The organism is Streptomyces odonnellii (assembly GCF_000981895.1).
Lineage (GTDB): Bacteria > Actinomycetota > Actinomycetes > Streptomycetales > Streptomycetaceae > Streptomyces > Streptomyces odonnellii.
Window position 1 is genome coordinate 31,806 of record NZ_LATD01000005.1, and the last position, 12,455, is coordinate 44,260.

The following is a 12,455-nucleotide window of genomic DNA, read 5'->3' on the forward strand; positions in this document are numbered from 1 at the left end:
CATGGCACGGGCCCGGTCGCGCTGCGAGGGCCGGTATTCACGGCGGAGGCAGCAGGGTGCCCAGCGGGCCCAGGTCCAGATTGAGGTCTTCCATCGTGAGGTCGTAGCGGTCACACAGTTCCGTCATACGGTCATGGAGCAGCATGAGGGTCATCCCGATGCGCTCTTCCTGATCCTCCGTCAGGTCACCTTGGTCGACGCGATGAAGGGCCTGCCGTTCCATCAACTGTCGTAGCAGCTCAACGATGGTGAGTACCAATTTCACCAAGTCGCGTTCGACGGTGTCCTGGTCGGTATGCAGTCGCCGGGAGAGCCGTTGGGCCCGGTCCTCGGAGGCGGGGAGATCGTCCGGGCCCGCGGGCAGCAGGCGGAAGACATCAGAGGCAGCGCGCGTGACCTCGTCCAGGTCGTGTATCGGCGATTCGTGTCCCCGATCGTGGCCGTTCATGGCGCTGTCCCCGTCACTTCTCCGGGACGACGGCCCGCGGCAGAGGCCTCCAGCGACCGCTGTTCCGTGCGGATGGAGACAATGAGGGCTCGCAGAGAGATCCGTACCAGATCGACGTCCGCGATGGAGAGCGTCAGGTCGCCTGTCAGCACCACACCTCCGGTGAGCAGCCGGTCGAGGAGATCGATCAGGGCGATCTGCCGGCCGGCGAGAGGGTGTGCGTCGTCGTCGGCCCACGGCCGGCGGTCGACGGGCTGAGTCGCGGGGCGGGGGCTGTGGGTCACTGGGTTCCCGCCTCCGGTTGCGTCGGTCCGGCTCCGGCGGCACCTTCGTGGTGGCTCTCCTGCGCGTCGTCGGTGTCGTCCGAGGCCGTGAACGAGTACGGAGCCCACGGTCCGGTGATGTCCACACGGACTCCGTCGAGATTTCCGGCGGTGCCAAGGAGCCGTTCCTGGAACTCCGCGCCGCCTTGCCGAGGCACGAGATAGGCGTTGTTGGAGACGTTGCAGCCCGGCCCCGTGGCGAGCTCGCCCTCCTGGAGGCGGTGCTCAACGCGGTCGACGGCGAGGCCGCGGGCGGCGGCGTCGATGCTCAGGACCGCGTCACGGGCCGCCCGCCAGGCATCCTCGCCGGACCTGCGCTGACGCTGACGGCTGCGCAGGTAGTCGCGGCCCGGACTCGTGCCGGTCGCGGCCGACACGGCCGCCGGGGCCGGTGATCCGGGGGCGGGAGGCAGTGCGTAGACCTTGACACCCCACTCCACATGTCCGGCGAGCTGATCGAGCAACAGGGCGAACTCATCCGCGCGCCGGTCCAGCATGTCGCGTACGCGGTTGTCGTCGAGGTGGAGTGTGGCCAGCCGCAAGGGAAGCACGGTGGTACGGGCGAAGACAGCCTCGACGACGGAGTGATGGGCACGCGCCACCGACTCCAGCCAGTCCAGATCCTCAAGCCGGGCCTTCAACGCGGTTTCCCCGAAGTCGCTTTCCGGTACGGAGGACACCACCACGGCCAGTCCCTGTGCACCCACCAGGCGAACCGGTGCTCCCGCCACTCCTCGTACGTGGGACAGGGCTTCCTCCAGCGCGGCGTCCGCACGGGTCACCGCGTAGCCATAGCTCATATACACGCTCATCGGTCATCGCTCCCGCGTCGGCGAGTGCCCTGATCCGGCTCGCTCTCCTCACGCCGCACAGCCTCGTCGTCCACCAGGGAAGCAGCGCTGTCGGCGGGGGCCAGCGAGCGCCGGCGCAGGTTCTCCACCTCTGCGCGCAGCCGACGGTTCTCCTCCGCCAAGGACGGCCTTCCGCTGTCCTCCCTGGCCCGGGACGAAAGCGACGGATCGTGTTCCCACCAGTCGATGCCCATCTCCTTGGCCTTGTCGACGGAGGCCACGAGCAGCCGGAGCTTGATGGTGAGCAGTTCGATGTCCAGGAGGTTGATTTGGATGTCCCCGGCGATGACGATTCCCTTGTCAAGGACCCGCTCAAGGATGTCGGCGAGGTTCGCGGACGAGCCCTGTCCGTACGGCGACACCGTCTGCGCGGGCCGCGGGACGGGCCGTCGGGCCTGTGTCGGATCCGTCACGACGCATCAGACCTCCGTTTTGTCCGCTCAGCGCGCGGGGGCGCGGCGGCTCCTTCCTCTGCTTCCCCGGCTCGTTCCTCACCCGGCGGCGTTGCTGGAACGTCGGCGACGTACGCACCCTGGATGGATTCGAGCCGGTCGAGGAGTTCGTCCTCACGCCGGTCGAACTCCCGCTCGCTGATGCGGCCTTCCAGCAGTTCCCGCTCCAGTTCGGCGAGCCGGCGCTCGATCGGAGCGGTGTCGTAAGCCTCTTGCTCGGCGACCTCGGTCACCCGCCTCACCACCCATCCGACGCCTCGTACCGGTGCCAGCGGCACGGTCAGGATCTGAGTCAGCAGGCCCATCGCGGGCTCCTCACGTCATACGAAGCTGTAGGGCGGCAACGGCCCTCTGAGGCGCAGTTCGACGTCCGGCCCGTACCGCTCGGCCAGCTTTTCCGCTGCGGAGGTGAACTCCCGCACCCGGTCCCGGTCCACGAGAAACGACACATTGAGGAAGTACTCGGATGTCGCGCCGCCCTCCGACTCGGCGTCGGCGCACGGACGCAGTGCCTCGGTCACCTCTGCCGTCAGGCTGTCCTGCCGCGCCGCCACCTCCCGGGCGACCAACTCGCCCAGCGCCAGCCGCTCCTCGTACGTTCCACCGCCGCCCCGCGTAGCCTCGTTCAGCCCGCGTACCTCGTCGGACTCCTCGATCACCTGCCGCAGTAGCGTTTCCTCGTCCTCGGACGCCTTGAGATTGAACTCCACCCGCCCTGCCAACTCCGCGAGCCGCTCGCTGTACAGCTCGGCATGCTCGCTGAGTGCCGCTCGTACCGTGTCGTCGTCCGCGGCGGTGAGACCGAAGCGCATGGGCAGTACCGCGTGCTCGGACAACAGCCGCTCCTGCACCTCGTGATGGGCGCTGAGATCCCTGCGCTTGGCGCGCAATTTCTCCGGGGCGTCACTCACGACCGCCTTGAGTGCTCCTTCGGTGACGGTACGCAGCGAAGGAGCCTCTTCCCCCACACCGTGCAGGTCGTCAAGGCGCGGATCGCACTCGGAGGAGGTGATGGCGTAGACGTAGACGGACATCGGCTACTCCTCCTCACGGTGTCTGACCGGCCGCTCACGGTGTCTGGCCAGCCGCTTCGCACTGCCCCGCCTTGGTTCCGGCTCCGCCTCTTCCTTCTCCTCACCTGTCCCACCGGTCCGGCCGGCCTGGAAGGAATCCGTGATCGCTTCGACCGCACCCGTCAGGGCACCTTTGCTCTTGCCGCGCGCTCCGCCCTCGGTCACTTCACCCACCACGCCCGTCAGCGTCTGGGGGGCTTTGCGACCGGCCTCCAGGTCGAGGCGGTTGCACTCCTCGGCGAAGCGGAGATATGTATCGACGCTCGCGACGACAACGCGCGCGTCGATCTTGAGAAGTTCGATACCGACGAGGGATACGCGGACGAACGCGTCGATGACGAGGCCGCGATCCAGGATCAGCTCCAGGACGTCATAGAGGTTTCCACCGCCACCTACGGCGATCTGACCGCTTTGCTGCGGCACTACAGTCACGACGACTCCCTTCGGTGCTCCCGCGGCTGCCGACGGTCACTTGCGATCGATCTGGCCCCGTGCGTATCGCCGACGGCGCTCGTACTCCGTGAGCCTGCCTTCTTCATCCAGTCGCACGCGGTAGCTCGCCATCACACTGGTGGTGTCGGGCACCCGCGAGATTTCGAGCACCTCCACATCGGCCTGCCACCCCTCCTCCGTACGCTTGACGGCTGACACCGACTCGGGCCGCGTCCCCAGAAGCCCGGCGAGCTGCTCCGTGGCCTCGCGCATCGCCCCGCCCATCGCCAGAGGGCGGGACACCGGCTCCCTCTCCTGCTCGCCGCCACGGCCCGCACCCGCGGCCTCACGGCGGCTGCCCGATGTCTTCGGACGTCCCGTTCCGTCGAGGTCCCTGCGCCGGCTGCCGCCCATGTCGCTCCTGCTCCACATCCGGTATGCACAATTTGATGCTTTTGCTCGAAAAGCGCGATATCTCCAGTGAAGCACCGGCGGCGTGCGGCGGGCAAAGGATGGAGGTGGCGAAGCGCTCAGGGGCCGGGGCCGTGCTGCTCAGGCGGCTCGGCGCTCGGTGTCACGGGCTGTCACGGGCCGTCGGTCTCGCCTCCGCGGCCCCCGCGGGCGAGTGTGCGCTGCGCCATGGTGAGCAGCCGCCCGGCGCCATGGGCGCGGAGTGCGGCGCGGGCCGCGTTGGCACCGGGTGCGCCGTGGACCGCGCCGCCGGGGTGGGCGGACGCGGAAGCGAGATACAGGCCTTTCACCGGAGTCTCGGGGCGGCCGGTCCCGGGAAGCGGCCGGAACACCGCCTGCTGGTGGAGGGCGGTCGTACCGCCGTTGACCGCCCCGTCGCGCAGATTGCTGTCGGCGGCCTGGAGCGTGGGCGGCGCGAGGACGCGACGGGCCAGGATGCGATGGCGGAACCCGGGAGCGTACCGCTCGACCTGTTCCTCGATCCGGTCAGCCATGGCTTCCTGCTCGCCGCGGTCCCACCGTCCCTTCAGGCCGTCGGGACCCGCGTCTCCCCTGACGCGGCGCGGCACATGGGTGTACGCCCACGCCGACTCCGTACCGGCGGCCGAGCGTGTCGCGTCGGACGTCGTCATCTGGCCGAGGAGTGCGAACGGCCGGTCGGGGATCCTGCCCATGGCGATCTGTGCCGCGAATCGGGTGAGGTCGTCCACGCTATCGGCGAGATGGACGGTGCCGGCCGAGGCCGCCTCCGGAGCCGTCCAGGGCACGAGCCGGTCAAGGGCCCAGTCGACCTTGAAGGTGGCCCAGTCCCATTGGAAGCGGCGCAGATCCTCCCAGATCCGGGACGGCAGATGGCCGGCGCCGACGAGTTCGCGGTACAGAACCGGCGCCGACACGTCCGCGAGGACGGCTCTGCGTACGGGGACGGCCTCGCCCGTGGCGGTACGCACTCCCACCGCTCGGCCGCTCCGTACGACGACCCGTGTCACCCGCTCCCCACAGCGGACGACGACACCGCGCCGGCGCAATCGGTTCACCAGCGCCGCTGTCAGCTCGCCCGATCCACCGACCGGCACCGGAAATCCGTACGTCTGGCCGAGCATGGACATCAGCCAGCCGAATCCGCCGCTGACCGCGGACTCCGGCCCCAGATCGGCGTGCAGCGCGTTGCCCGCGAGCAGCAGCCGGCCGCCCTCGCCGGCGAACTCCTCCTCGCCGAGGCGCCGTACCGGCAGGAGCATGCTGCGCGCGAGCCGCAGTCCGCCCGCTCCACGCAGCCGGGCCGCGAGCCCGGCCATGGCCCGTACGGGTGGAAAGGGAGTGAAGAGCGCGCGCAGGAGGTCCTCCCGCACCCGGTCCCAGATCCGGCAGAGGCCGATCCAGGACTGACCGTCGCCGGGTGCGAACGTGTCCAGTCCGGCCGCGGTCACCCGGCGGTCGCGGTCGAGCACGGCGCAGCGTCCGTCCCGCAGGGGGTGCGCGACGACATGAGGGGCATGGCTCCAGCGCAGCCCCTCCGCGTGCAGATCGAGCCCGGCCAGTACGGGTGAGGCAGCGGCCATCGGGTAGAAGGCGCTGAACACATCACTCACGTAGTCGGGGTGGACCCCGCGGTCGCTGCGTACGGCACCACCAGGCTCGTTCTGTTCCTCCAGCACCTCCACACTCCAGCCGGCGTCGGCGAGCAGGTTGGCCGCCACGAGGCCGTTGGGTCCGGCTCCGATCACCACCGCGTCGGTCATCGCTCCGTCCCCTCTCCGGCCGCCGCGCCTCCCCCGTGCGGGGCGGACGTGGCGGCCCTGGAAGAGCCGGGCGACGCGGGGCTGTCGTGTTCCACCGCCTTCGCGAGCCGGCTGAGCATGCTGCGGTGCCGGATCTGCAAGAACGCGTCCAGGACAAGGTTGTGGGCCGTGCCGGCGAAGCCGCGCAGTGGGTGCTCGTCGACGATCACGAGCGTCTCGTCACCCCAGGACCGGATGTCGAAAGCGATGCGCGCGGTGCCGAGCGGCCCGCTGTGTGCCTCCAACTCCAGCCATTGCAGAGGCTCGTGGCGTCGGACGACGGTCTGTCCACGGAACTCCTTGGAGCCCAGCCGCACTGCGTACGTGAGGGAGGAACCGACCTCGGGCCAGCGTCCCGCCTGAGGGAAGGAGCGTGCCGTGCCAACCACCCACTCGGCGTATCGCTCCGGATCGGAGAGGACCCTCCAGACAGCGGCCGGTTCGCGTGCGATGAGCTGGTGCCGTACGGCCATGTGCCCTCCCTGGCGCATCGGCTGTGAGCTGTGACGAGTGCGGGTCCGAGCCCCGGAGGGGGCATGGCCGTCGGGCGGGGTGCCGTACGTCGATGAAATCACCGTATGCGCGATTCGGCGGCCCGGCTTGGGTCCTGTGCCGTGCGCGCGTCCGGTCCGCGTTGTCCCGGCATTCCGCTCGGCCGGCGGGAAAGCCGCCACCGATAGGACGCCTCCCCAGCGTTCGCCCCGAGACGCGACACGCACAGCCCGCGAAAGGCAACCGCGGCCTCGCCGCCGTTCGGGTCTCCCCCGCCCCGCTTCCTCCGCCAGGTGCGCGGTCTCCTGGGTCGTACGCCTCGCACAGGCACCGTGATCAGTCCGGCTGGCACCGGGGGCACCACACCGTTCCACGCCCCGCGACGCGCCCCCGGCGCAGAGACTCGCCACAACGCGGGCACGACGCGTCGGTACGGTCCCGGTGCCCCGTGAGCCAGGAATCGCGCGGTGGTACGCGGCCCGCGCGCACCGCGGACCGGAGGGTGCGCCGCATGTCCGTGTAGAGGCGGCCACGCTGCTCTTCCGTGAGCGTGTCGGCACGGTGAGCCGGGTGCAGCCTGGCCCGCCACAGGATTTCGTCGACCAGCAGATTGCCGAGCCCCGCCAGCCGGGACTGGTCGACGAGGAGCGGCTTGACGCTTCCGCGCCGTCCACTGAGGAGCCGGTCGAAGTCCCCGCGGGCGATCTTCGTCGCGTCCGGCCCCTGACCGTCCAGAATCCGGGCGACGCCGGATTCCTCCGCCAGCCAGAGGCCCTTGAGCTTGCGCTGGTCGCGATAGCGCAGTTGTCGATCGTGTCCCACTGTGAACGCGACGCGGTCATGCGTGTGGAGCTCTTCGGCGGGGCGGCAGCACACGAGCAGTCCGGTCATGCCGAAATGCAGGAGCACGGTGGGCCCGTCGGTGCGAGCGAGCAGCCACTTCCCGCGCCGCTCGGGCTCGGCGAAGCTCCGCCCTTCCAGTTCCTGACGGAACCGCCGCACACTCACACCGTGCAGTACACCGGCGTCGTACACCTCCACGCGCTCGATCGTCCGCCCCTGGGCGCAGGACGCGAGACAGGAGCGAAACGCTTCGACATCGGGCAGCTCGGGCACACAACACTCTTTCCCGGCACAGCGCTTCCGTCGCCACTATCGGGGAATTCTTCGGCCGGGCGGCCCATCCGAACGGTCGCCACGACGCAGCGGCACTTCCGTCCGATCCGGGTCCCCAGGGCGCCACGAGCGGGCGCACTGGATCGTCGGCCCCCGGTGGCGCCTCGTGACCCGAAGTCGTCTTACCAGCGTGGTGGGCAGCGCTCCCACAGCGGCGCGGAAGGGCCCACGAGGGACCAGCTGTACGAAGAAGCCAAGAAGCGCAACGTCCATGGCCGCTCCTCGATGACCAAGCGGCAGCTTGAGGACGCGCTTGGGCGCTGACGGAGATGCGGCAGGGCCTCGGCTGTGGGACACGCGGACTGGATCTCGTATCGCTCGTCGGCGTGATACGGACGGTGTGCGGTGCAAGCGGGGTCAGCTTTCCGCGACGACTCGCACGGTGTGCAGACGCCGGTCGGCCGCGTCCGGCAGAAACATGCCGGATGCGACTCCCGAGGTCAGGTACTCCAGCACGGGCTCGGTCAGGCGTTCGCCGGGCAGGACGACCGGAATTCCGGGCGGGTACGGGGTGATCATCTCCGCGGCAACCCTGCCGTGGGCCTCGGCGGCGGGAACCTTCGTGTGCTGAGCGAAATACGCGTCGCGGGGCAGCTCGACCTGATCCATACGCAGATCGGCCGGGGACGGGACGGTGACCTGGGGGGCGTCCCGCAGATCAGCGGCGTGGTGGGCCAGGTCGCGCAGGGCTGTGCGGAGACGCGCGGTGGTCTGCTCGTCGTCGGCGTGGGTGAGCTGGGCGCTGATGCGCCGGTGATCGGACAAGTGAACGTCGATGTGGTGGTTCCTGCGCAGCCAGTCGGCCGCCCGGTAACCGGTGGTGCCGAGTTCGCTGATGTCCATCACAACCGGCAGGGGGTCGAAGTCGGCAGCCAGTCCGGGACCGCAGAAGTCCGCCGCGCCGTTGACGTGGAAACCGTCGATCGCCTCGACGGCCTCGCGGATGCGAACGGCCAGCTCCAGGGCCCCGCCGACGAGTTCGCGACCGTACTGCACCATCTGCCGACGCCAGGCGTCGATGCCGGCGTACAGCAGGACGTTCGGGCTGGTCGTGCCGAGCAGGTCGGCCCGCGAGGCCAGCTCGGCCGGATCGACCCGGTCACCCTGGAGATGGAACACCGAACCCTGTTCGAGCCCGCTGCCCATCTTGTGGATGCTGGTCACACAGATGTCGGCACCGGCGTCCATGGCCCACGACGGCAGGTCGTCGTGGAACGGAAGATGCGCTCCCCACGCCTCATCCACGATGAGCGGCTTGCCGCGGCGGTGGCAGACGTCCGCGATGCCCGTGAGATCGGCCGCGGCTCCGTACGGTGTCGGGCTGGTGACCAGGGCGCCGTCTGCACCGGGATGCCTCGCGAACGCCTTTTCATAGGCGGCGGATGACGGGGATGGGCGATGTGCCGGGCAGCGTCCCACTGGGGCTCCACCTACACCGGCTCGACGCCGGACAGGATCAGTCCGGCGACCACCGATTTGTGCGCGTCACGCCCAACAAGGATCTGGTGGCCAGGGCAGGTCACCACCAGCATCGCGGCCTTCACCGACAGGGAACTGCCGCATGTCGAAAAGAACGTATGGTCGGCGTGCACGGCATCGGCCATGAGTCCCTCGGCGCGTTCCAGTACGCGGCCGCGCGCGAGCCGGTCGTCAAGACCACCGTTGGCCAGGACGTCGCCGAAGTACACGGCGTCCCCCAGCACGGCTCTGGCGCGCGGGTCCGCGCCACGCGCTTGCTTGTGGCCGGGCGGTGTGAAACCCAGCTCCTGTGCGTCGTGATACCGGGCGAGAGCATCGAGGACGGGCGCCTCATCGTGGTTGAGACCCATATATGAGCCGTTCCCGGAACTGTGGCTTACATGTCCCGTGGGTCGCCCGGATGATCGGCACCGGCGCGCTGTTCGCCATTTCCGGTCTGGCCACAATCTTCGGCCAGACCCGCGTCACCGCCTGGTGCACACAGCACTGGTCCTCCAGCAGGGCGATCACCATCGGGCTGGCCCTCATGGGCGTCGCCTTCGTCCCACTCCTGGCGCCCGTACCGACAACCGGCGTCGGTCGGACCATCGGCGCCGTCGCTCCCGCGGTGGTGAGCGGACTACTGCTGGCCGTGGCCACGATGATCGTCTATCCCTTCGAGATGGACACGATCATCACCCTCGCCGAGAGCCGGCTCGTCGCCACCTACTACGGCTTGTACAACACCATTTGCGGCGTCGGTATCACGGCGGGGAACCTCCTCACCGGCGCCGCCCTCGACGCTGCGGCCCGAGCCTGAATCCCCGCACTGCCCTGGATCACCCTCACTGCGCTCGGACTCGCCTGCGCCGGCGCCATCCACCTGCTGTCCCGGCCTGGCCAAAGCTCCGCGAGAGGCAAGAAGGAGGTCGCCGAACTCACCGGACGCCCCTAGTCGGGGGCCGAGCTGGACTCTCTCCATGCCCATCTCCCCGTACGAACTCCTTGATGCCCACACTCCGGTCAACGCTGCCGTGACAGTCCTCGTGTCCGGGCGCTCCGGGGTGGCTGTCGTCAAATGGTCGCCGTCTGCGGGCGCTTGCGGCGGGTGAGCGGTTTCTCGACGAGATAGTGGGAGGCCGTCGCCGCCGCGAACGTGGCGGCGATGGCAGCCGGTACATGCCAGGTGTCCAGTCCGAGGCCGGCCATCAGGCGGCCGAGGGGGTAGTGCCACAGATAGAGGCCGTAGCTGAGGTTGCGCCCGGTCCAGGCGAGCGGGGCCAGGGACAGAACACGGGAGAGCAGGCTGAGCGGCCGGAGTTCCAGCGCCGCGATCACCGTGGCAGAGAGGACGGCCGTCACCAGGAAGCCCACGGTGTACCACGGCGCCGTCCAGGCGCTGGTGCCGGTCATCGGCACCTGCCAGACGATCAGAGCCAGCATTCCCATCGCCGGCCAGGCCAGCCGTCCCGCCCACCGGCGCAACGCGGCCAGCCGAGGGTCCTCCGAGTCAAGCCGGGCGATCACCAGCGCGAGCAGCGCGCCGACCAGCAGTTGGTCGGCCCGGGTGTCGGTGCCGTTGTAGATGCGGTGCGCCGCGGTCGGACTCCACAGGACACAGCGCCAGAGCACCGGCAGCAGGCAGAGCGCCACAGCGCACAGCAGGACGGTGCGGGGCCTGAGGCGGAGCAGGAGGAGCAGGAGCAACGGTGGCCAGAGCAGGTAGAACTGTTCTTCCACGCCCAGCGACCAGGTGTGCCCGAGGAGTGCGGTTTCGTCCGTGTAGAGGCCGGGCTGGGCGGCCCGGACAATGTTGACCAGGAACGTGGCGGACAGGGCAATGGACGTCCACGCATCCTCGAAGCCCCGGAGCCGCGTGGTGCCCGCGAGGACGGCGCACACCGCGCAGACCACCAGAAGGGCGGGGACGAGCCGCTTCCAGCGCCGCCAGTAGAACGAGCGCATACCGACCGCACCGGTGCGGGCGAACTCGGCGAGCAGCAGCCGGGTGATGACGAATCCGCTGATGGTGAAGAAGACGTCCACGCCCAAGGCGCCGCCCGGCAGTGGGCCCGGTACGAAGTGATAGGCCAGGACCAGGACGACGGCCAGGGTCCGCAGTCCGTCGACGCCCCGCACCCGGCCCTTCCCCAGTGCCGACGGGAATCCGTGCCCACCCCGGACACGCCGGTCGTCCGGAGGCGGCGGGGCCAGGGTCACGGTGCCACCCGTTCGGACACCGGAACCGGCGTGGCCAGGTGGCCCAGCGACGTTTCCGTCGGGTCTGTCCGAACCAGGTCCTTGTGCAGTCGGAGTGCTGTCCATCCCGAGCCCGTGCCCAGGAAGCACTCAGGGATGCGTTTGTTCATTCAATTCTCAGAATTAACTCCCACTTCATGCTCCATTCGCATGTTTTCGTGATGAGCTGGACAATCCAATCGCCGCGGGAGGGTGCCGTCCTGGCCGGTGACCGGCACAGCCAGGGGGCGGCCCCTTACTGCCCAGCACGGCCGACACCAGCACCCCTTAAGATCCATATCTGTTGGTGAGCCGGAACAGGTCTGCGAGGAAACGAAAACACCCATGCCCGGACAGACCTCCGAAGCGTTACGGCACGCCCTCGCGGAACGCAGTCGCCGCATCGTGGACTCCACCGCGTTCACCACGGCTGTCTTCTGTCTCATCGCGGCCAACGCCGCCCTGCTGGGAATCGAGACGTACAGCGGTGTGGTGCATCAATGGCACTACGCCCTGAAGGGCACCGAGCATCTCTTTCTCGTCGCCTTCACCGCCGAGATACTGGTACGCGTTGCCGCCCACGCCGACCGCCCGAGAGACTTCTTTCGCGATCCCTGGAACGTCTTCGACCTGCTGGTCGTCGGCCTGGCCTTTATGCCGTTCGCCCGTGAGAACGCCACCGTGCTCCGGCTCCTGCGCCTTGCCCGAGTGCTGCGGGCCGCGCGTTTCCTGCCTCAATTGCGCATCGTGATCGTGGCCGTGGGCAAGAGCCTTCCGGGAACCTTCAGTTTCCTGCTCGTCGGCACGCTCCTGCTGTATGTGTACGCCATGGTCGGGTGGGTGTTCTTCGCCGACGACGCTCCCGAGCACTACGGTTCGCTCGGTCGTGCGGCCCTCACCCTCTTTCTCCTGATGACCCTCGACGGCCTCGGCGACGCGGTCCGAGCGGGCCTGGAGATCTCCCGCTGGACCATCCTCTACTTCGGCTCCTTCGTCCTTCTCGGTTCGTTCCTCCTGGTCAACCTCCTCATCGGTGTCGTCGTCAACTCCCTGGAAGAAGCAAAGGAGTTGGAGGCCGCAGAAGCCCGACAGCCCGTCGTCGGACCATCTGCCCAGGCAGATGAACCGGAGCAAGCCCTCCGTGCTCAGATCCTCGCTGCACGCCAAGCCCTGGACGCCGTCGAAGCCCGTCTGTCGGTGTCCCGGCCGACCTGCAGATGCGAGGACGCAGGGAGCCAGTACTCCAGTACGGTTTCGTGA

Annotated in this window: 14 protein-coding genes and 2 pseudogenes; 3 read left to right on the forward strand and 13 right to left on the reverse strand. The window is 69.0% G+C overall.

The genetic code is table 11. From position 1 onward, the window contains the following. Positions 1 to 37: 37 nt before the first annotated feature. From WH07_RS00705 to WH07_RS00755, 11 genes are all read right to left on the reverse strand, one after another. Positions 38 to 448 (reverse strand): gas vesicle protein K, encoded by a 411-nt coding sequence (locus WH07_RS00705; RefSeq protein ID WP_046494202.1) that lies wholly within the window; start codon positions 446 to 448, stop codon positions 38 to 40. After that, entirely contained in the window at positions 445 to 732 is a 288-nt protein-coding gene (locus WH07_RS00710) for a gas vesicle protein (RefSeq protein ID WP_046494203.1), read from the reverse strand. The genes WH07_RS00705 and WH07_RS00710 overlap by 4 nt, the downstream gene beginning before the upstream one ends. After that, positions 729 to 1,583, reverse strand: coding sequence for a GvpL/GvpF family gas vesicle protein (locus tag WH07_RS00715; RefSeq protein WP_046494204.1), 855 nt, complete (start codon positions 1,581 to 1,583; stop codon positions 729 to 731). Before WH07_RS00715 ends, WH07_RS00710 begins: the two co-directional genes overlap by 4 nt. Continuing rightward, positions 1,580 to 2,035, reverse strand: a complete 456-nt coding sequence (gene gvpJ / locus WH07_RS00720) for a gas vesicle protein (RefSeq protein ID WP_079022840.1) — start codon at positions 2,033 to 2,035, stop codon at positions 1,580 to 1,582. Before gvpJ ends, WH07_RS00715 begins: the two co-directional genes overlap by 4 nt. Continuing rightward, on the reverse strand, positions 2,032 to 2,379 hold the full coding sequence (locus tag WH07_RS41900) for a gas vesicle protein GvpG (protein WP_079022841.1): 348 nt from the start codon (positions 2,377 to 2,379) through the stop codon (positions 2,032 to 2,034). Before WH07_RS41900 ends, gvpJ begins: the two co-directional genes overlap by 4 nt. A gap of 15 nt (positions 2,380 to 2,394) precedes the next feature. Continuing rightward, the gene (locus tag WH07_RS00730) at positions 2,395 to 3,108 is read right to left on the reverse strand and encodes a GvpL/GvpF family gas vesicle protein (protein WP_046494205.1); all 714 of its coding nucleotides are present in this window, start codon (positions 3,106 to 3,108) and stop codon (positions 2,395 to 2,397) included. A 3-nt stretch (positions 3,109 to 3,111) separates the two neighbouring features. Next, on the reverse strand, positions 3,112 to 3,579 hold the full coding sequence (locus WH07_RS00735; protein ID WP_046494206.1) for a gas vesicle structural protein GvpA: 468 nt from the start codon (positions 3,577 to 3,579) through the stop codon (positions 3,112 to 3,114). 36 nt (positions 3,580 to 3,615) lie between these two features. Continuing rightward, entirely contained in the window at positions 3,616 to 3,993 is a 378-nt protein-coding gene (locus WH07_RS00740) for a gas vesicle protein GvpO (RefSeq protein ID WP_079022842.1), read from the reverse strand. A 170-nt stretch (positions 3,994 to 4,163) separates the two neighbouring features. Then, positions 4,164 to 5,792 carry a phytoene desaturase family protein gene (locus WH07_RS00745; RefSeq protein ID WP_046494207.1) on the reverse strand — a complete coding sequence of 543 codons (1,629 nt, stop codon included), beginning with the start codon at positions 5,790 to 5,792 and terminating at the stop codon, positions 4,164 to 4,166. Continuing rightward, complete coding sequence (locus WH07_RS00750; protein WP_046494208.1) at positions 5,789 to 6,304, reverse strand: SRPBCC family protein; 516 nt, start codon at positions 6,302 to 6,304, stop codon at positions 5,789 to 5,791. The genes WH07_RS00745 and WH07_RS00750 overlap by 4 nt, the downstream gene beginning before the upstream one ends. A 355-nt stretch (positions 6,305 to 6,659) precedes the next feature. Beyond that, on the reverse strand, positions 6,660 to 7,439 hold the full coding sequence (locus tag WH07_RS00755; RefSeq protein WP_046494209.1) for an Fpg/Nei family DNA glycosylase: 780 nt from the start codon (positions 7,437 to 7,439) through the stop codon (positions 6,660 to 6,662). A 99-nt stretch (positions 7,440 to 7,538) separates the two neighbouring features. On the opposite strand from WH07_RS00755, the pseudogene WH07_RS40710 reads away from it, so the two are divergent. Further along, positions 7,539 to 7,763, forward strand: a pseudogene (locus WH07_RS40710) (plasmid stabilization protein); the annotation flags it as partial. Between the two features lie 93 nt (positions 7,764 to 7,856). On the opposite strand, the pseudogene WH07_RS41665 reads toward WH07_RS40710, so the two are convergent. Further along, positions 7,857 to 9,328, reverse strand: a pseudogene (locus WH07_RS41665) (aminotransferase class I/II-fold pyridoxal phosphate-dependent enzyme). 50 nt (positions 9,329 to 9,378) lie between these two features. Between WH07_RS41665 and WH07_RS00765 the strand changes: the two are divergent. Next, positions 9,379 to 9,777, forward strand: a complete 399-nt coding sequence (locus WH07_RS00765) for an MFS transporter (protein ID WP_052744177.1) — start codon at positions 9,379 to 9,381, stop codon at positions 9,775 to 9,777. Between the two features lie 254 nt (positions 9,778 to 10,031). On the opposite strand, the gene WH07_RS00770 is transcribed toward WH07_RS00765, so the two are convergent. Continuing rightward, a complete protein-coding gene (locus WH07_RS00770) occupies positions 10,032 to 11,177 on the reverse strand; it encodes an acyltransferase family protein (protein ID WP_046494210.1) in 1,146 nt (381 codons plus the stop codon). A 363-nt stretch (positions 11,178 to 11,540) separates the two neighbouring features. On the opposite strand from WH07_RS00770, the gene WH07_RS00775 reads away from it, so the two are divergent. Then, positions 11,541 to 12,455 carry an ion transporter gene (locus WH07_RS00775; RefSeq protein ID WP_046494211.1) on the forward strand — a complete coding sequence of 305 codons (915 nt, stop codon included), beginning with the start codon at positions 11,541 to 11,543 and terminating at the stop codon, positions 12,453 to 12,455.

Bases quoted from the DNA above. Each gene is read 5' to 3' on its own strand.
- WH07_RS00775 (WP_046494211.1), top strand. From the start codon at position 11,541: ATGCCCGGACAGACCTCCGAAGCGTTACGGCACGCCCTCGCGGAACGC.
- WH07_RS41900 (WP_079022841.1), bottom strand. From the start codon at position 2,379: ATGGGCCTGCTGACTCAGATCCTGACCGTGCCGCTGGCACCGGTACGA.
- WH07_RS00740 (WP_079022842.1), bottom strand. From the start codon at position 3,993: ATGGGCGGCAGCCGGCGCAGGGACCTCGACGGAACGGGACGTCCGAAG.
- WH07_RS00715 (WP_046494204.1), bottom strand. From the start codon at position 1,583: ATGAGCGTGTATATGAGCTATGGCTACGCGGTGACCCGTGCGGACGCC.
- WH07_RS00765 (WP_052744177.1), top strand. From the start codon at position 9,379: ATGATCGGCACCGGCGCGCTGTTCGCCATTTCCGGTCTGGCCACAATC.
- WH07_RS00745 (WP_046494207.1), bottom strand. From the start codon at position 5,792: ATGACCGACGCGGTGGTGATCGGAGCCGGACCCAACGGCCTCGTGGCG.
- WH07_RS00730 (WP_046494205.1), bottom strand. From the start codon at position 3,108: ATGTCCGTCTACGTCTACGCCATCACCTCCTCCGAGTGCGATCCGCGC.
- WH07_RS00750 (WP_046494208.1), bottom strand. From the start codon at position 6,304: ATGGCCGTACGGCACCAGCTCATCGCACGCGAACCGGCCGCTGTCTGG.
- WH07_RS00705 (WP_046494202.1), bottom strand. From the start codon at position 448: ATGAACGGCCACGATCGGGGACACGAATCGCCGATACACGACCTGGAC.